The organism is Kluyvera sichuanensis (genome assembly GCF_014218705.1).
Lineage (GTDB): Bacteria > Pseudomonadota > Gammaproteobacteria > Enterobacterales > Enterobacteriaceae > Kluyvera > Kluyvera sichuanensis.
Genome location: NZ_JABBJF010000006.1, coordinates 138,684 through 156,605, shown reverse-complemented (window position 1 = coordinate 156,605; position 17,922 = coordinate 138,684). Strand labels below are relative to the sequence as shown.

15 protein-coding genes are annotated in these 17,922 nt (G+C 57.2%); 7 read left to right on the top strand and 8 right to left on the bottom strand.

Annotated features, from left to right (window positions below; all coding sequences use genetic code 11):
* Nucleotides 1–49: 49 nt before the first annotated feature.
* The gene (locus HII27_RS09555) at nt 50–1,960 is read right to left on the bottom strand and encodes an ATP-dependent DNA helicase (RefSeq protein WP_185667673.1); all 1,911 of its coding nucleotides are present in this window, start codon (nt 1,958–1,960) and stop codon (nt 50–52) included.
* 127 nt (nt 1,961–2,087) lie between these two features.
* Here HII27_RS09555 and HII27_RS09550 point away from each other — a divergent pair, with 127 nt between their 5' ends.
* Complete coding sequence (locus HII27_RS09550; protein ID WP_185667672.1) at nt 2,088–2,432, top strand: RidA family protein; 345 nt, start codon at nt 2,088–2,090, stop codon at nt 2,430–2,432.
* A gap of 98 nt (nt 2,433–2,530) precedes the next feature.
* On the opposite strand, the gene HII27_RS09545 is transcribed toward HII27_RS09550, so the two are convergent.
* Genes HII27_RS09545 through HII27_RS09525 form a run of 5 tightly spaced genes read right to left on the bottom strand, consistent with a single transcriptional unit; the run spans nt 2,531 to nt 7,879 of the window.
* The gene (locus HII27_RS09545) at nt 2,531–3,673 is read right to left on the bottom strand and encodes an alginate lyase family protein (protein WP_185667772.1); all 1,143 of its coding nucleotides are present in this window, start codon (nt 3,671–3,673) and stop codon (nt 2,531–2,533) included.
* A gap of 7 nt (nt 3,674–3,680) precedes the next feature.
* Entirely contained in the window at nt 3,681–4,775 is a 1,095-nt protein-coding gene (locus HII27_RS09540; protein WP_185667671.1) for an ABC transporter ATP-binding protein, read from the bottom strand.
* A 10-nt stretch (nt 4,776–4,785) separates the two neighbouring features.
* On the bottom strand, nt 4,786–5,625 hold the full coding sequence (locus tag HII27_RS09535; RefSeq protein WP_185667670.1) for a carbohydrate ABC transporter permease: 840 nt from the start codon (nt 5,623–5,625) through the stop codon (nt 4,786–4,788).
* Between the two features lie 9 nt (nt 5,626–5,634).
* The gene (locus HII27_RS09530) at nt 5,635–6,576 is read right to left on the bottom strand and encodes a carbohydrate ABC transporter permease (protein WP_081918560.1); all 942 of its coding nucleotides are present in this window, start codon (nt 6,574–6,576) and stop codon (nt 5,635–5,637) included.
* A 13-nt stretch (nt 6,577–6,589) separates the two neighbouring features.
* Nucleotides 6,590–7,879, bottom strand: coding sequence for an ABC transporter substrate-binding protein (locus HII27_RS09525; RefSeq protein WP_185667669.1), 1,290 nt, complete (start codon nt 7,877–7,879; stop codon nt 6,590–6,592).
* A gap of 528 nt (nt 7,880–8,407) precedes the next feature.
* Between HII27_RS09525 and HII27_RS09520 the strand changes: the two genes are divergently transcribed.
* A complete protein-coding gene (locus tag HII27_RS09520; RefSeq protein ID WP_185667668.1) occupies nt 8,408–9,649 on the top strand; it encodes an alginate lyase family protein in 1,242 nt (413 codons plus the stop codon).
* Nucleotides 9,646–11,649 (top strand): heparinase II/III domain-containing protein, encoded by a 2,004-nt coding sequence (locus tag HII27_RS09515; RefSeq protein WP_185667667.1) that lies wholly within the window; start codon nt 9,646–9,648, stop codon nt 11,647–11,649. The genes HII27_RS09520 and HII27_RS09515 overlap by 4 nt, the downstream gene beginning before the upstream one ends.
* A 53-nt stretch (nt 11,650–11,702) precedes the next feature.
* Here HII27_RS09515 and HII27_RS09510 read toward each other — a convergent pair whose 3' ends face one another.
* Both HII27_RS09510 and HII27_RS09505 read right to left on the bottom strand, forming a co-directional pair.
* Entirely contained in the window at nt 11,703–12,431 is a 729-nt protein-coding gene (locus tag HII27_RS09510) for a phosphodiester glycosidase family protein (protein ID WP_185667666.1), read from the bottom strand.
* A gap of 4 nt (nt 12,432–12,435) precedes the next feature.
* On the bottom strand, nt 12,436–12,621 hold the full coding sequence (locus HII27_RS09505; protein ID WP_035891624.1) for a YoaH family protein: 186 nt from the start codon (nt 12,619–12,621) through the stop codon (nt 12,436–12,438).
* Nucleotides 12,622–12,711: 90 nt separating this feature from the next.
* On the opposite strand from HII27_RS09505, the gene pabB reads away from it, so the two are divergent.
* From pabB to HII27_RS09485, 4 genes are all read left to right on the top strand, one after another.
* Nucleotides 12,712–14,067 carry an aminodeoxychorismate synthase component 1 gene (gene pabB / locus HII27_RS09500; RefSeq protein WP_185667665.1) on the top strand — a complete coding sequence of 452 codons (1,356 nt, stop codon included), beginning with the start codon at nt 12,712–12,714 and terminating at the stop codon, nt 14,065–14,067.
* Between the two features lie 2 nt (nt 14,068–14,069).
* A complete protein-coding gene (locus HII27_RS09495; RefSeq protein WP_185667664.1) occupies nt 14,070–14,648 on the top strand; it encodes a CoA pyrophosphatase in 579 nt (192 codons plus the stop codon).
* A gap of 165 nt (nt 14,649–14,813) precedes the next feature.
* Nucleotides 14,814–16,178: an L-serine ammonia-lyase gene (sdaA, locus tag HII27_RS09490; protein WP_185667663.1), complete on the top strand. Its 1,365-nt coding sequence runs from the start codon at nt 14,814–14,816 to the stop codon at nt 16,176–16,178.
* 124 nt (nt 16,179–16,302) lie between these two features.
* Nucleotides 16,303–17,859 (top strand): EAL domain-containing protein, encoded by a 1,557-nt coding sequence (locus HII27_RS09485; RefSeq protein ID WP_185667662.1) that lies wholly within the window; start codon nt 16,303–16,305, stop codon nt 17,857–17,859.
* The last annotated feature ends 63 nt before the right edge of the window (nt 17,860–17,922 follow it).

The following is a 17,922-nucleotide window of genomic DNA, read 5'->3' as shown; positions in this document are numbered from 1 at the left end:
CGCTCTCGATCAACAAAATGGCGCGCATCTTATCACACTTTGCTCTGTATTACCGCGTTGATGACAGCGCCAGGAAACGCGTCGCCCGTCGAATATCACGGGTGCGCGGTGCCGGCGGCAGGCTGGCGAGGAAGGTCGCGCCGTAGGGGCGCATCACCAGACGGTTGTCGCAAATCACCAGCACCCCGCGATCGTCAACGTCACGAATCAGTCGGCCAACGCCCTGCTTGAGGGTAATCACCGCATCCGGCAGCTGTACCTCTTCAAACGGATCGCCGCCGCGCAGACGGCAGTCTTCCATGCGCGCTTTCAGCAGCGGGTCATCCGGTGAGGTGAACGGCAGTTTGTCGATGATCACCAATGACAGCGCATCGCCGCGCACGTCGACCCCTTCCCAGAAGCTGCTGGTCGCCACCAACAGAGCGTTACCAGCGCTAACAAATTGCTGAAGCAGCTGGCCTTTGCTGGTCTCCCCCTGTAGCAGTACCGGCAGCGTCATGGTGGCGCGGAACTGTTCGGCGAGGTCGCGCATCATGGCGTGTGAGGTGCAGAGCATAAAGCAGCGCCCGTCGTTAGCCTCAATAAGCGGTTTCAGCATCGCCGCCAGGTGGCGTGCGGCCCCCGGCTGATTCGGCAACGGCAGGTTGCGCGGCACGCACAACAGCGCCTGGGTGGCGTAGTCAAACGGGCTTGGCAGCAGCAGCGATTCCGCCGCTTCAATGCCGAGGCGTTCGGTAAAGTGGTGCAGGTCGTCGTTGACCGACAGCGTCGCGGAGGTAAAGATCCAGCTGCCCGGTTTGGCCGCCATCACCTCTTTGAATTTATCCGCCACGGTGAGCGGCGTCAGCGCCAGGGTAAAGTGGCGCGAGTTGCATTCATACCAGTAGCTGTAACCAGGCTTGTTGATCTCTTTAAGGCGCTTTAAGCGCGCGCGATACAGGGTTGCGCGTTCGAAAGCGGCATCCAGCAAAGCAGAGCGGCCAAGCGACAGCTTCGCCACGTCGTAGCAGAGTTCCAGAGCATCATCGAGCAGCAGCAGCGAGCGCTGCACGGCAGTTTCCGCCAGCAGTTCACGCAGGTTGCCACGGTAGCCGGGGTCGCCCACCTGCAGGCGGAAATCCTGGGTGGCCTGCGCCAGACGGTCGGCGCACTTTTGCAGTTGCTGGGTATCTTTCAGTTCGGTGCGATAGGCAATGACCACGTCTTTGGCAAGGTCCAGCAACTGGCGGCTGGAGAGCGACTGACCAAAGTACTGGCTGGCGATATCCGGCAGCTGATGGGCTTCATCGAAGATCATCACGTCGGCCTCGGGGATAAGCTCGCCAAAGCCGCTCTCTTTCACCACCATGTCGGCAAGGAACAGGTGATGGTTGACCACCACCACGTCGGCATCCATCGCCTTTTTACGCGCCTTCACCACGAAGCAGTCCTGATACTGCGGGCAGTCGCTGCCCAGACAGTTATCGTTGGTGCTGGTGACCAGCGGCCAGGCCTGGGAATCTTCCGCCACGCTGACGCAGGTGCTGATGTCACCGTCTACGGTCTGGTTAGCCCAGCTGCGCAGCAAAATGACGTCGCTGAGAGTTTGCACCGGCAGGTCGCCGCCCGCCATCGCCTGCTGCTCTAAACGTTCGAGGCAAAGGTAGTTTGAGCGCCCTTTCAGCAGTGCCAGCTTGCCGGTAAAGGTCAGCGCGGTGGCGACGGTCGGCAGGTCACGGCTGTAGAGCTGATCCTGCAATGCCTTCGAGCCGGTAGAGATAATGGTTTTTTTCCCGGAGCGCAGCGCGGGCGCCAGGTAGGCGTAGGTTTTCCCGGTCCCGGTCCCCGCTTCCACCACCAGCGGCTGGCCGTTATCAATCGCCTTCGCGACGGCGTGCGCCATCTGACGCTGCGGTTCACGCGGTTTAAAGCCGGTTATCGCCTGCGCAAGCTGGCCATCTTCTGCAAAATCGTCCGTCACGTTACCCCCTGGAAAAATTCCCAGTGATTATGTCAGGCGAACCTCGCTTATGCCAGCCGAAGTCGTGACGCGGCGTCGACAATGTGGCAGTCTTAGCGCGTTTACGTGATGTTAAAAGGAAAATGAAATGACAATTGTACGTATTGATGCCGAAGCCCGTTGGTCTGATGTCGTTATTCATAACAATACGCTGTACTACACTGGCGTACCGGCAAACCTGGACGCCGATGCGTTTGAGCAAACGGCAAATACGCTGGCGCAGATTGATGCAGTGCTGGAAAAACAGGGCAGCAATAAGTCGCGCATTCTCGACGCCACCATTTTCCTGCCGGACGGCGACGATTTCGCCGCCATGAACAAAGCGTGGGATGCGTGGGTAGTCGCCGGTCACGCGCCGGTGCGTTGCACCGTGCAGGCGAAGCTGATGAACCCGAAATATAAGGTTGAGATTAAGATTATCGCCGCGGTGTAAATCGGTAAATTGTGCCTTCCCGGAGTCGGCGCAGGCGCCTCGTCCGGGCTACATGTTGGGTAGCCCGGCCAAACGCAGCGCCGCCGGGGGACGCTCTTCTACAATCCCGGGCACCACATCAGCTGCTCTTTTAACTGCAGCGTCTCCTGCGGCAAGCACTTCAGCACGTCCCGATAGCTCAGCGACTGCTTCGCATACCCGCGCTGCGTCTGCAGCAGCACCCGCAGCGCGCTATCCCAGACAATGCCCTGCAAATCGCTATACGGCCACAGATCCGGTTCGCGGATAAACGGCACCAGGTAATCAATCCCCTGCTTCACTCCGCGTCCGTCGCGAATGTGGTTCCAGCGATCGAACTCGACGTGCTCGGCGTAACGGTTGAGCAGCAAATGCGCCTCAAGGTTGAACAGCGAGTAGTGGAACGGAATGGTACGCTCCAGCTCCATCGTCTGTTTGCCGTCCTGATCAATCTGCGCCGCCATACGCTGGGTGATCCCCTGCTCAATAATCCGCGCCACCAGCCCCTTATCGCCGTAGAACAGCGCATTGACTGCGCGCTGGGCGTCGTACCAGGTGCCGTGGTTATTGTGCCAGACGTATTCGGAGTGGCCGATATCGCTGTAGTACATCCAGTGGTTAAAATCGCGGAACCACTGGTGCAGGCCGATGATATCGTCGGTATCCAGCACGCTGGCGGTGTTAATCAACCCGATAGTATCGACCACCATCCACAGCAGGCGGGTGTCGATAAGCCCGGTTCCGCGCCCGGAGACCACGCCGGGGATCGCCTGGCCGTAGTTCAGATGCGGGTTCATGCGCGTGTCGCCATCGAGGAACCAGCAGCGGATCTGCACCGCTGCCGCCTGCGCGTACTGGCGCTGACCGGTGAAGTACCATGCCAGCCCCAGCGTCAGGCAGCGCTCGCACATGCGGATAATGCGCGAGGTGTCGGTATCGTTATTTTCGCACTGCGGGTTGATATGCCCGTCGCGGCGAATGTAGGGCAGCCCGTTGGGCCGCCGCGGGTTGGGCCACCAGTAGGTACCCAGGCTGTAGTAATCGTGCGCGTCGCCGCTCGCCGGGCGTAGTTTCTTATGCACTACGCTTTCCGGCGGCTCGCGCTTAAGCGTATCCGCCTCAGCCACCAGCTTGCTCAAGGCCAGTTGCAGCGGCGAGAACGGCTGCTTGAGGCCCGCGCGGGCATTTTCCAGACAGGTTTCATCAAGGGTGTACAGCTTCATCGCCACCTTATTGACCCTCCTGGCAGGCTATGCGCAGACCGCTTTGCGCATCGAACAGATGCACGCCGGAGAGCTTCGGCTGCAGCCAGATAGTGTCACCCTCTTTCACCGCCAGACGCTGCTTAAACACCGAGGTAAATGCCCCACCGCCGGTATCGCAGAACAGCTGCATATCCGACCCGGTGTTCTCCACCGCCGTGACCTTCGCCGCCAGCGCATCGTCGCGGGCTTCGTGTACCACGTTGACCTGTTCCGGACGAATGGCGTACACCACCTGCTGGCCGTCGGTCACCTGTAGCCCTACCGGCAGCGCCAGCAGCGATCCATCTTTCAGGCGCAGGCTGGTGCTATTTCCGCTGAGCACCACCTCCCCCTTCAATTGGTTAATTTCCGGCGAGCCGATAAACCCGGCAACGAACAGGTTGGCCGGCTGGTCGTACAGCTCCAGCGGCGTGCCCGCCTGCTCAATGCGACCGTCACGCAGGACCACGATCATCTGCCCCATGGTCATCGCTTCAATCTGGTCGTGGGTGACGTACACCGAGGTGGTTTTCAGACGACGGTGCAGCTCGCGAATTTCACCGCGCACCTGGGTACGCAGCTTGGCGTCGAGGTTCGACAGCGGTTCATCGAACAGGAACACCTGCGGCTTACGTACGATGGCGCGCCCCATCGCCACGCGCTGACGCTGACCACCGGAGAGATCTTTTGGCAGACGCTCCAGCAGCGGCTCGAGCCCGAGCAGCGCCGCCGCTTCATCAACTTTCTGTTTGATTTCCGTTTTCGGCAACCGCGCCATCTTCAGCGCAAAGCCCATGTTTTCGCGCACCGTCATCTGCGGATAGAGCGCATAGCTCTGGAACACCATGGCGATATCGCGCAGCTTCGGTTCAACCTCGGTGACATCACGTTCGTTGATGTGCACTTCCCCGGCGGAAATCTCTTCCAGACCGGCAATCATCCGCAGCAGCGTCGATTTCCCGCAGCCGCTCGGCCCCACCAGCACGCAGAACTCGCCGTCAGGGATAGTCAGCGACACATCTTTAATGACGTGAGCATCACCGTATGATTTGCGCACGCTATTTAATACAACAGATCCCATCGGTAACCCCTTATCCTTTGACCGCGCCGGACATGATCCCGCGGTTGAAATGTTTTTGCAGACCCAGATAGACGATGATGCTTGGCAGCATCGCCAGTAGCGTAATGGCGATAAAGATGTTCGGCGTGATGCTCTCATCGGTACGCAGCGTGCCGAGGATCACCGGAATGGTGTTCAGGCTGTCCTGGTTCACCACAATCAGCGGCAGCAGGTACTGGTCCCAAATCATAATGAAGCCGAAGGTCACTACCGTCCCCAGCGCTGGTTTCACCAGCGGCAGAATGACGTGGAAGAAAATCTGCCACTCATTCGCGCCATCAATACGCGCCGCTTCTTCCAGCTCTTTCGGAATGGCCGACATAAACTCGGTCAGCACGAAGATGGAGAAGGCCCAGCCCACCACCGGTAAAATCATCCCGAGGTAGCTGTTGTACAGCGACGCATCGATAAACGGCAGTCGCCAGTTGATTATCATGTACAGCGGAATGGCGATAACCTCTTCCGGCAGCATCATGGTGGATAAAATCACCAGGCTGACCAGCGCCACGCCGCGAAACTTCTTACGGGCCAGAGCATAGGCCGCCAGCGCGCTGACCGACACCTGCAGGATGGTGCCGAAGAACACCACCAGAATGGAGTTCAGCAGATACTGCCAGACGCCGATATCCATCCACGCGAAGATGAAGTTTTCAAACGAGAACTGATTCGGCCAGGCCAGCAGTTCGCCCGGCTTGACCGGCGCGCCGCTAAAGGCGGTAGCCACAATGCCCCAGAACGGCCCGACGAAGACAATCAGCAGCAGCGCGTAGATGCACCAGCGCCCAACGGTATCCCAACGTTTACTCAACATCACGGCTCCTTAGTAACGTGCGATACGTTTTTTCAGCGTCAAATGACAAATGGTTAAGATAACGGTGAAGGTGAACAGCAGGAACGACACCGCCGAGGCGTAGCCGTAGTCAAACTGTTCAAAGCCCAGCTTATAGATATGGGTCATGACCATTTCCGTGGCGTTAGATGGCCCGCCGCCGGTGGTGGCATACACCTCGGCAAACACGCGGAAGCCACGAATAAAGGAGAGCATCAACACCACTGACAGCGCCGGGATCATCCCAGGCAGCGTCACGTAGCGCAGACGGTTCCACCAGTTGGCGCCATCAACGTTCGACGCGTCGTACAGGTCACGGCTGATACCCGCCAGACCGGCGATAAAAATCACCATGTTGTAGGGCACCGCTTTCCAGATATGCAGCAGCATGATGACCCCCAGCGCCTGATCGGAGCTGGCAAGGAACCCCTGATCCGCCACGCCAAACCAGCTGAGAATGTGGTTCACCACGCCGTTCGGCGTTGGGTTGAACAGAATGCGCCACATCTCGGCGACGATCGCCGCACTGGTTACCGCCGGTAAGAAAATCGCGGTACGAATAAAGCGCAGATGGCGCGCCGGGCCTTCCAGCAGCATGGCGAGGAAGAACGCAAGTATTGCGGCGGCAAACATCGTCACCACCACGTACAGCAGCGTATTCACCACCGCCGCGTGCAGTTCCACGTCAGCAAAGGCGCGGGTAAAGTTGTCGAACCCGACCCACTCGTCCGGCTGATTAAAGTTGACCTTGTAAAAGCTCATCACCAAACCCTGAATCATCGGGATGAACTTAAACCAGCTAAAAATAATCAGCGCGGGTGCCAGGAACAGCCACGGAATCAGCGCCCGCTTGCGTTTAGCCGTCAGCCAGCCGGTCGCGTCAGGCGAAGCGGCTTGCTTTAGCGGCGCGGACTTCGTCTCATGCAGCGTCATTACTTACTCCCTCTCACTTAGCCAGCACGTTTTGTTTTTCCAGCTCGGCGTTGACCTTCACGTCGATGGACTTCAGCTCAGCGCTGATATTGCTATTACAGTCGGCGAAAATACGGTTGAAGCCATCGGCTGCCACCTGACGCACCGGCGTCCAGTTTGGAATTTGCGGCACATAGCGGCCCTGCTCGTTATACAGCCTGGCGAAGGTTTCCCAGCGCGCGTCCTGGTAAACGGCTTTGACATCGACGTTTTTGTTCACCGGCAGACGCACCACGGGAATATGCTGGCTGCCTTTACCCATGCCGATCTCCTGGCCTTCCTGTGAAATCATAAATTCGATAAATTTCTGCGCCGCCTCTTTCTGCTTGCTGCTCTTCATCATAAAGACGGTGGTCCCTTCAGCGAGGGTGGCTTCCCCTTTCGGCCCAACAACCGGCACGACATCGAAGTTGTCTTTGCCTGGGTCTTTATCAAACAGCGCGATGTGGTAAGGGCCGCTGAAGAACATGCCGCTCTGACCGGAACGGAACGATGGGATAACGTCGGCGGTAGTGGCGTTAATCGCCCCCGGCTGGGTCACTTTTTCGCACATCATGGTGCGCATAAAGGTCATCGCCTGAGCCACTTCTGGAGTATCGAGCGAGGCGCTGAATTTGCCGCCGTTCTCTTTGACGAAATCACCGCCCGCCTGCCAGATAAAGCTGCTCATAAACCAGCTGGCGTAGCCGCGGGTGGTAGAGGCCGGCACGATAAAGCCGTAGGTGTCGTTTTTACCGTTGCCGTCCGGGTCCTGGGTGGTGAAGGCTTTGGCCAGCGTCTGGATATCATCCCAGCTTTTTGGCAGCGGCAGACCCAGCTTCTCACGCCAGTCTTTGCGCACAAACAGCGCGAAGGTTTGCGCAGAGGTTGGCACGCCGTAGTATTTGCCGTCGATATAGCGGGTGCTGTTCCACGCGGTCTGGTACAGCTGGTCGCCGCCGCTGATGGCTTTCGGGTCAATTTCGTCGGCAATGCCAAGCTGAATAAACTGGCCGAGTGAAGCGGCATCGTTGAAGATCAGATCCGGTAAGGCATTACCCGCCGTGGCGCGCGCCAGCCGCTGTTCGAAGTCGGTGGTGGCATTGAAGTACTCAATCTTAATGCCGGTCTTCTCTTCGAACTTCTCGGCTTCTTGCTTGTAGATATTTTTTGAGTCGTTGCTCGCACGGATCCAGACGTTCAGGGTGGTGGCGGCGTAGCTTTGCCCGATACCCAGTCCTAGAGCAGAAAGCAGTAATAATGAGCGTAATTTATTCGCAGACATGATTGCATATCCTTTATTGTGTAGGGCACAAAGATAATTAAATTCTCACAAAATGCATTTCCGTGATCTGGATTAACATTTTGCGGTGAATACAACATGCATAAAAAATTATTTCCGAACATTAAATAGAAATATATTTTCCAATACAACCACACAAAAAAGAAATCGTATTTCAGAAACAGAAAAGTTGAACGAGATCACGCATGAAAGTGACGACAAAAGTGACATAAAAATTTTATCATTAAAATTCAATGAATTAACATTTTGTTTATTTTTTTGATAAACTCAACAAAATAAGAAAAACGGCTAAAAACGTGAACTGCGCTACAATAAATGCGTCATTTTTTATTCAACTTGATAACCATGATGAGCATCACAAAAAAAATCACTTTGTCTTTTACACTGCACGCCAACCTATTTATGAATGCGTTATCTTTTAATTAAATCGCCTGCTTTTAGTGTTGTTAAAATACGCTAAAGGCAAAATTCTCTTGTTATCTTTTCTCTATTTGCAGAAGGGTTATCACTATGAGTTCAATACATCGCCGTGGAATATTAGGCATTGCGCTACTCTGCTCTGGGTTCAGCGCTTCGCTGTATGCGGCAGAGCCTTATACGCTTGATGGCAACGATCTGGCGTTCAGCCGCGAACAGATTGCGGCCAAAGACCCGCTGTTCTTACAGGCGGAAAGCGCGCTGTTGAAAAAAGCGGATGCTGCGCTGAAACACCCGCTCTATTCGGTGATGGATAAAACGCTAGTAGCCGCCAGCGGTAATAAGCACGACTACTACAGCTTCCCGCCTTACTGGTGGCCAAACCCGGAGACCAAAGATGGCCTGCCGTACATCCGCAAAGATGGTCAAACCAACCCGGATGCCAACAGCGATGCCACCGATAAAAATCGGCTGGGGAAGATGAGCAACGACGTCTCTACGCTGGCGCTGGCATGGTACTTCTCGCATGACGACCGTTACGCCCAGAAAGCGGCCGAACAACTCAAAAGCTGGTTCCTGGCCCCGGAAACCCGCATGACGCCAAATCTGCAGCACGCTCAGGCTATCCCGGGGATCAACACCGGCCGCGGCATCGGCATTATCGACAGCCGCGCGCTGGTTGACGTGGTGGATGCCATTGCCCTGCTGCAAGCATCCGGTAAGTTAAGTGATGCGGACGTGACCGAGCTGAAAAAGTGGTTTGGCGATTTCTATCACTGGATGACCACCAGCCAGAATGGCTTTGAAGAAGAGAACTGGCACAACAACCACGGTACCTACTTCGATATGCAGGCGGCGACCTTTGCGCTGTTCAGCGGCAAGCCGGAAGAGGCCAAAAAGCGCCTGTATGTCACCCAACTGCGCCGTATTGCCGGGCAGTTTGACGTTGAAGGCCGCCAGATGGCCGAACTGGAGCGCACTCGCCCGTGGCACTACAGCAACTTTAACCTCGACGCTTACAGCCGCCTGGGTCGTCTGGGTGAAAAAGCCGGGGTCGATATCTGGAACTTTACCCTCGACGATCACAGCCTGCGCAAGGGCTACCAGTACATCGCCGGTTTTATCAACAGTGACACGCCGTGGCCGTGGAAAGACCTCGACAAAATGGATGACAAGAAAGCGTTGCGCAACATCGCCACCGCCGCCCACGCATGGCCGGACGACGCGCTGTTCCGCGAAAAAGCGCGCTGGCTGCGGGCGAAATATCCCGACGATATCACCACGCTCACTGCACCGCTTACCGCGTCTTCAGAGGTCAGGGAAAACCAAAAATGAGACAATTTTCTGGGCTATGGCCGGAGATCGCCGCGCGTGCTGTCGGCGAACAGGGCCTGATTCAACAGCTCGTGAAGGATGCACAACCGATGCTTGACGCCGCTGTGTGCATCCCGCAAACCGGGATCGCTAGCTGGAATCTCTACTATTTTTGCCCGCACCATGGGGTGCGGCTGACCTGGCAGCCAGACTCACCTCACCACCACGCTTGCCCGGTGGACGGTGAGGTGTTCAGCGGTGAACCGTGGGACGGCGCCTGGTGGCGGGAAATGAACGGTCGTAACGCCAGTGCCTGCCAGCAGTTGGGCCTGCTCTGGCAGCTGACCGGCAACGCCGCGTACCGCGATAAAGTGCGTACGCTGCTGATGGGTTATGCGGATGTTTACCCTGACTACGCGGTGCACGGCGATATTCCGCATAATGGTCCTGGTAAAATGAACGCCCAGACGTTGTGCGAAGCCAACTGCATTCTGGATATGGCGCTGGGCTATGACTTTATTGCCGAGAGCCTGACGGCGGGCGAGCGTCAGCATATCAGCGACAATCTGTTGCGCTGTGCGGCAACCTTTTTATGCGAACACCGCAGCCCGCAGATCCATAACCACGAGGTCAAAATCGGTGCCGCGCTGGGAGTGCTCGGTTTTGTGCTGGAGGACAACAGCCTGCTGGAGTTTGCCGTCAACGCGCCTTACGGCCTGCGCTGGCAGCTTGAACATGGTCTGCTGGCGGAAGGGATGTGGTTTGAGGGTTCCATCCATTATCACTATTACGCGCTACAGGGATTCTTTGCCTTTGAGAAGCTGGCGCACGGCACCCGCTGGAGCTTGATTGATGGCCCGTGGTACCCGCAGATGCTGCGCTTCCCGCTTGAGCTGCTGCTGCCGGACGGCACCTTCCCTCGCCTTAACGATTGCCTCGCCGGTCAGGAGAAGCTGCATCATCGGGATCTGTACGAATTTGCCTGGTTTATCTGGCACGATCCGCGCTACGCAGCGGTGCTGCAGTTTACTGCCGGTGAGCCTGACGAGCGAGAAACGCTGCTCTGGCGCCATCAGCCTCTGCCGGAAACGCACCTGGATTTGATCCCGCAGCAGTCGCTGTACGCACCCGGTGCCGGGATCACGCTGTGGCGACGCCCGCAACAGCAGCAGGCGGTATTGATTAAACACAGTCCGTGGGGCGGTGAGCACGACCATTATGACCGCCAGAGCCTGATGCTATGGCAGGGCGACGGCTGGCTGCTGCCGGACCTCGGTACCACCGGTTACGGTGCCAGGATGCACTACGACTATTACAAAAACAGCGCCACTCACAATACGCTGACGGTTAACCAGACCAACCAGCCCCCCGCCAACTCTGAGGTGCTCGGTTGGCACATGGGCGAGGAGTACCTGTGGCTGGATACCGAAACCGATTGGGGAAAACCACCGCCGCAGCTAAACAGCCACACCCGCGTGGAGTGGGACGTTGAGGCCTGGCGCGACGTGCGTTTTCGCCGCCGTCTGCTGTGGCTGGATGACGTGTTGATCGATCTATCGACGGTAGAAAACCCGCACCGCCAGCAGCTTGACTGGACGCTACATCTGGCGGCCGATGCGCTGGACCAGGGCGGCAAGCCGCAGCCCTTCTCGCTCAGCGGCCCGCTGCGCGAAATGCGCAACGCGACCGTCACGCCGCTGCACGGCTGTCAGCCGCGCCATTTCTCCCATCAGGGCGACACCTTTGCTCTGTGGCTGTCGGGTGACGGTGAACTTTGGCAGGGACTCGCAGCCGATAACCCGGCCATCAGTGATTTGAGCTATCTGGTGTTGCGCAACCATCTGCCGCAGGCGCGTTTTGTCTGTCTGTGGGATTTGGCGAAGCAGTCGCCGCTGACGGAAGTGAGCGTGCATCACACCGCTATAGGCACGCAGCTGACCTTCTGGCGTGGGGAGCGAGTGGCGCATGTCACGTTGTATGACGATCCTGCGCTGCGGCCTGAGTTCGTGGGGCGAGCCTGATATTTGTCATGTAGGCCGGATGTGGGAAGCGCCATTCGGCCTCTCCCCAGAACTCAGCGTTTTTCCACGGTAATCATGGTAACGAAAGGATGGTACTGCCAGGGGACACTACTCCCCTGCTGGTACATCTTCGAAATGGTGCCGTCGAGATAAAGCATCTGCCGCACATCAAGGCGCGATTTCGCATAGCAGGTGAAATCATAAAAGTTGGTTTCCCGCTCGCTCAGCATAAACACCACCTTGCCTTGCGCGGTGATCCCTACGCCGTTGCGCAGCTTGCGCGAACTTGCTGACGGCTTCAGCCGCCAGTTAATGACCCCGTTTTCAATCAGCATCGGGCCGGACTGCACCGCGTAATCCATGCCTTTGGTGGATTTCAGCTTATCGAGGCTAACTATCCCCGCGCGATCGCCGCGAAGGTAAAAAACGCCGCCGGGTTTGATAAAGAAGTTCCCACCGCCGGAAGCGCGGTTTACTGCCACCCTTTGCTCTCCGTTTTCAATATACAGCCCAAGGGGAGCGTAGGCTTTGTCGTAGATGCCACCGTTCATCGCCATGCGCACACGCCCGTCGCCGTTGATCTCGGACAGCAGCGCGCGCAGCGAACCGTACGCTTTACCGTTGGCTTTTTGCCAGTACATGGCGATGCGTTGATGTTGGGGATCGGCGGTATAGCTTTGCAGCGTCAGGCTGGGATCGGTGAGCCGACATGTATTTTCCGCTGCTGCCGTTAAGGGCGCTGCCATCAGCGTCAGCAGCAGCGGTATTGAACGGATGAACATGACGTTACTCGTCTTCGTCTTCATCCTCAAAGCGAGCGACAATACGTTCGCCGGTGTGGGTAGCACGCAGCTCTTCAGCCACCAGCGCGATCGCCTGACCGCTTGCCATCCCCTGCGACATCAGTTCCTGAATACGCTCGACGGCTTTCTGCTGCTGTTCATGGCTTAGTGAAGGTAATCCTGCAAACATCATTGACTCCTGCTACATTGTGGGCGCTTATTATTTCATGCTGCCCGAACATTCACCAGAGGCAGTGCAACAAGGCTGGACAGAGAAACAATGTTACCCCCTTCAATGATGACGCTTCCCTGGCGACAGGATGCCGCAGAACACTACTTTGCCCCGTTAAACGCCTCGCCCTGGGCGATGATGCTGCACTCCGGCTACGCGGACCATCCGCACAGCCGCTACGATATCGTGGTTGCCGACCCTCGCCAGACGCTGGTGACGCACGGCGACGTCACTACCGTGAGTCATAACGGTAGCGCCGTAGTCTCCCATGACGATCCCTTAACGCTGTTACAGCAGGCGATGGATCGGCTGAACATCAGCGACAAGCCGCTGGCCGATTTGCCCTTTATCGGCGGTGCCGTTGGGCTCTTTGGCTATGATTTAGGCCGCCGCTTTGAGACGCTGCCCGAGCAGGCGCTACAAGATATCGGCGTCCCGGACATGGCGGTGGGCATTTATGACTGGGCGTTGATCGTTGACCATCAGCGTCAGGTTGTTACCCTGCTGTGTCACGGTGATATTCACGCTCGCCTGCGCTGGCTGCAGGAACAAACCAGCCCGACAACGGCGCCGTTTGCCCTGACCTCTGGCTGGCAGTCCAATATGAACCGCGCGCAGTACGGTGAGAAATTCCGCCAGGTGCAGGCTTACCTGCAAAGCGGCGACTGCTACCAGGTCAACCTCGCCCAGCGCTTTCAGGCGCGCTACGAGGGTGATGAATGGGCGGCATTTGTGCGGCTGAACCGCGCCAATTGCGCGCCGTTCAGCGCGTTTCTACGATTTGAAGAGAGCGCCATTCTGAGCCTCTCGCCGGAGCGTTTTATCCAGCTTGAGCAGGGGCAGATTCAGACCCGGCCGATAAAAGGCACCCTGCCGCGCCTCGATTCCCCGCAGGCGGATGCCGAACAGGCTCAGCGGCTGGCGAACTCACCGAAGGATCGTGCAGAAAATCTTATGATTGTCGACCTGATGCGCAACGACATTGGTCGCGTAGCGGTGCCGGGCAGTGTACGGGTGCCGGAGCTGTTTATCGTTGAGCCGTTTCCGGCGGTGCACCATCTGGTCAGCACCATCACTGCACAGTTGCCGCCAACACTGCACGCGACCGATTTGCTGCGCGCTGCGTTTCCCGGCGGCTCCATTACCGGCGCACCGAAGGTGCGGGCGATGGAGATTATCGATGAGCTGGAGCCCCATCGCCGCAACGCGTGGTGCGGCAGCATTGGCTATCTCAGCGCCTGCGGCAATATGGACACCAGCATTACCATTCGTACGGTCACGGCGACAGACGGCACGCTTTACTGCTCGGCGGGCGGTGGACTGGTGGCCGACAGCGACGAAGATGCGGAATATCAGGAAACATTTGATAAAGTGAATAGAATCCTACAACAACTGGAGTCCTGACCATGCAAGAGCGCGCGCTGAACCTGGATGACTTTCTCTCCCGCTTTCAGCTGCTTCGTCCGCAGACGACGCGTACGGCGTTAAACGCCCGACAGGCCGCGGTATTGATTCCCATCGTGCGCCGTCCTGAGCCAGGGCTGCTGCTGACGCAGCGTTCCGCGCGCTTGCGCAAACATCCCGGTCAGGTCGCCTTTCCCGGCGGCGCGGTAGACAGCAGCGACGCATCGCTGATTGCCGCGGCGCTGCGTGAGGCACAGGAAGAGGTCGCCATTCCCCCGGAGTGCGTGGATATTATCGGCGTGCTGCCGCCCGTCGACAGCGTGACCGGGTTTCAGGTCACGCCGGTGCTCGGCGTTATCCCACCGGATCTGCACTATCACGCCAGTGAAGATGAGGTGGCATCGGTGTTTGAAATGCCGCTTGCCGAAGCTCTGCGTCTGGGGCGCTATCATCCGCTTGATATTCATCGCCGCGGCAACGCACATCGCGTCTGGCTCTCCTGGTATCAGCACTATTTTGTCTGGGGCATGACCGCCGGTATTATTCGTGAGCTAGCGCTACAGGTGGGCCTTAAACCCTGACTATACTTACCTTGATGACCAGGGGTTCAGCATTAGTAAAATCAACGCTACGCATTAATTAAATTCATGTGAATAGTTAAGCTGGATTTCAGGTTCCCTCATACACTATGCGCAGTTATTACATCGTTGCCGCAACAACGTGGCAACCCTGTCAGGAGTGTTAAAGTGATTAGTATATTCGACATGTTTAAGGTGGGGATTGGTCCCTCATCTTCCCATACTGTAGGGCCGATGAAGGCTGGCAAACAGTTCGTCGATGACCTGGTCGAAAAGGGACTGATTGATGACGTGACGCGCGTTGCCGTGGACGTCTACGGTTCACTGTCCCTCACCGGTAAGGGCCACCATACCGATATCGCGATTATTATGGGTCTGGCGGGCAACCAGCCGGATACCGTCGATATTGATGCCATCCCGGCATTTATTCGTGACGTAGAAGCGCGTGGCCGTCTGCTGCTGGCGCTTGGCCGCGTCGAAGTCGATTTCCCAGCCGAAAGCGGCATGCGTTTCCACAACGGTAATCTGCCGCTGCACGAAAACGGCATGCAGATAACCGCCTGGGCAGGCGAAACGCAACTCTACAGTAAAACCTACTACTCTATCGGCGGCGGCTTTATCGTCGATGAAGAGCATTTTGGCAAAGCGGACAGCAGCGAAGTCCAGGTCCCTTACCCGTTCGCTTCAGCCACCGAAATGCTCAACTACTGCAAAGAGACCGGCCTGTCGCTTTCAGGCATGGTGATGCAGAACGAACTGGCGCTGCACAGCAAGAAAGAGATTGAAGAGTACTTCGAGAACGTCTGGCAAACCATGCGCGCCTGTATTGACCGCGGCATGAATACCGAAGGCGTGCTGCCGGGGCCGCTGCGCGTACCGCGTCGTGCTTCCGCGCTGCGTCGTATGCTGGTTTCCAGCGACAAGCTCTCCAGCGATCCGATGAACGTCATTGACTGGGTGAACATGTTTGCGCTGGCGGTGAACGAAGAGAACGCTGCCGGTGGCCGCGTGGTTACCGCACCAACGAACGGCGCCTGCGGTATCGTTCCAGCGGTACTCGCCTATTACGACCACTTTATCGAGTCCGTCAGCCCGGATATCTACATTCGCTACTTCCTGGCCTCCGGCGCCATTGGCGCGCTGTACAAGATGAACGCCTCTATCTCCGGTGCCGAAGTGGGTTGTCAGGGTGAAGTGGGCGTGGCCTGCTCAATGGCGGCGGCTGGTCTGGCTGAACTGCTGGGTGCCAGCCCGGAACAGGTATGCGTCGCGGCGGAAATCGGTATGGAGCATAACCTCGGTCTGACCTGTGACCCGGTTGCCGGTCAGGTTCAGGTGCCGTGCATTGAGCGTAACGCCATTGCGTCGGTTAAGGCGATTAACGCCGCGCGTATGGCGATGCGTCGTACCAGCGAGCCGCGCGTTTCCCTCGATAAGGTCATTGAGACCATGTACGAAACCGGTAAAGACATGAACGCCAAATATCGCGAAACTTCGCGCGGCGGTCTGGCCATTAAGGTTCAGTGCGACTAATACGCCTAATCACCCACCCCTAATTCAGGTGGGTGATTTATTCCCACTATTTTCGCGACCTGCTTCACTTGCTCTGTCGTCACTGCTATTTTCATTACCACTCAATGCGCGCCGAGCAGCGGAAATGCAATCAGCACAATGGATTATCAGAAAGTATCTACGCAAGCGAATCGCCGTCTGTGCGATCGTCGCGGTGTGTGCTTTTGCGCTGACCTTAGGGATACGATTTATTTCGCAGCGCAGCATAAATCAGAAACAGATAAATACCCTCACCGCCCACTCGGTCGATCGCCTCGATAGAATCCTGCAACCGCTGAAAACCCAACGTAACGCCATGCTTGCTCTGGTCGGCCAGCCCTGTGAAGCCATTCATCTACCGTTGCGCAAGCTGGCGGTGATGCTGCAAACCGTGCGCTCTATTGCGTTGGTGAAAGGCGGGCAACTCTACTGCTCTAGTGCACTCGGTTCGCGCAACATCGCGGTCAACGCGCTGCAGCCGCAACTGCCCAATAGTGCGCCGCTGTTGCTGCTGGGCACCGATCATTCGCTGCTGGTCGGCACACCGATTCTGGTTCAGTGGTTTCCCGCATCGGCTGACGGTAAAGACGGCGTGATGGTCTCCATCAACATCGATTTACTCAGCAATATTATTCTTGAACCCACCCCACCGCTCATCACCCATATCAGTCTTAACGTCGGTGAACGCCACTATCAGCACAATATTGGCATTACCGGAGAGATGGATGATGACGGTAACCGCGTTTTCATCCGCTCATCGACGGACTTTCCGTTTAGCGTTGCAGCGCTCAGCCCCGGCCCTGCTCGCCTCGCGCTGAATAATCTGGTCACCGATTTACCGCTTGCCGCCATCATGAGCATTCTGTTTACGTGGATTGCCTGGCTTGCCACCGCCGGGCGGCTCAGCTTCTCGCGCGAAATTAATATGGGCATCGCCGGCAAGGAGTTTGCCCTATACTGCCAACCTCAGATGGACGCGCGGACACAGCGCTGCGTCGGCGCAGAGATCCTGCTGCGCTGGAACAACCCACGCGTAGGCTGGGTGGCGCCAGATGTGTTTATTCCTATTGCTGAAACGCAGAACCTGATTATTCCGCTGACCCGCTACGTCATCGGTGAAACGGCGCAGCGGCTGCATCTGTTCCCTCAGGAACGTGATTTCCAGATTGGCATCAACGTCGCCGCCCCGCACTTTAAGAACGGCCAGTTGCTGAAAGATTTAAAGCAGCTCTGGTTCAGCCGCAAGCCGCTACAGCAGCTTACGGTCGAACTAACCGAACGCGACGCGCTGAACGATGTGAACTATCAGCTACGCAGCGAGCTTGGCAACCATCAAATTAAGCTGGCGATAGATGATTTTGGCACTGGCAACAGCTCGCTCTCCTGGCTTGAGATGCTGCACCCGGACGTGCTGAAAATCGACAAGGCTTTTACCGGTGCAATTGGTACCGACGCCGTGAACTCCACGGTGACGGATATTATTATTGCGCTGGGGCAGCGACTGAACGTTGAGCTGGTCGCGGAGGGCGTTGAGACGCAGGAAGAGGCGCGCTATTTGCAGCAGCACGGGGTGCATTTTTTGCAGGGATATCTCTATGCGCAGCCGATGCCGCTGGAGGAGTTTCCGCTGTGGCTTAAGAAGAACGAGCCGTTGAATCCGTAGTTTTCGTCATTTCAGTAGCGGGGCCAACGGAGTGGCCCCGGGAATATCCCGGAGTCGGCGCTC

What these genes read in the sequence shown, in the direction of transcription:
- HII27_RS09550 (WP_185667672.1), top strand. Translation starts at nt 2,088, where the DNA reads ATGACAATTGTACGTATTGATGCCGAAGCCCGTTGGTCTGATGTCGTT.
- HII27_RS09545 (WP_185667772.1), bottom strand. Translation starts at nt 3,673, where the DNA reads ATGAAGCTGTACACCCTTGATGAAACCTGTCTGGAAAATGCCCGCGCG.
- HII27_RS09540 (WP_185667671.1), bottom strand. Translation starts at nt 4,775, where the DNA reads ATGGGATCTGTTGTATTAAATAGCGTGCGCAAATCATACGGTGATGCT.
- HII27_RS09535 (WP_185667670.1), bottom strand. Translation starts at nt 5,625, where the DNA reads ATGTTGAGTAAACGTTGGGATACCGTTGGGCGCTGGTGCATCTACGCG.
- HII27_RS09530 (WP_081918560.1), bottom strand. Translation starts at nt 6,576, where the DNA reads ATGACGCTGCATGAGACGAAGTCCGCGCCGCTAAAGCAAGCCGCTTCG.
- HII27_RS09525 (WP_185667669.1), bottom strand. Translation starts at nt 7,879, where the DNA reads ATGTCTGCGAATAAATTACGCTCATTATTACTGCTTTCTGCTCTAGGA.
- HII27_RS09520 (WP_185667668.1), top strand. Translation starts at nt 8,408, where the DNA reads ATGAGTTCAATACATCGCCGTGGAATATTAGGCATTGCGCTACTCTGC.
- HII27_RS09515 (WP_185667667.1), top strand. Translation starts at nt 9,646, where the DNA reads ATGAGACAATTTTCTGGGCTATGGCCGGAGATCGCCGCGCGTGCTGTC.
- HII27_RS09510 (WP_185667666.1), bottom strand. Translation starts at nt 12,431, where the DNA reads ATGTTCATCCGTTCAATACCGCTGCTGCTGACGCTGATGGCAGCGCCC.
- HII27_RS09505 (WP_035891624.1), bottom strand. Translation starts at nt 12,621, where the DNA reads ATGTTTGCAGGATTACCTTCACTAAGCCATGAACAGCAGCAGAAAGCC.
- pabB (WP_185667665.1), top strand. Translation starts at nt 12,712, where the DNA reads ATGTTACCCCCTTCAATGATGACGCTTCCCTGGCGACAGGATGCCGCA.
- HII27_RS09495 (WP_185667664.1), top strand. Translation starts at nt 14,070, where the DNA reads ATGCAAGAGCGCGCGCTGAACCTGGATGACTTTCTCTCCCGCTTTCAG.
- HII27_RS09485 (WP_185667662.1), top strand. Translation starts at nt 16,303, where the DNA reads ATGCAATCAGCACAATGGATTATCAGAAAGTATCTACGCAAGCGAATC.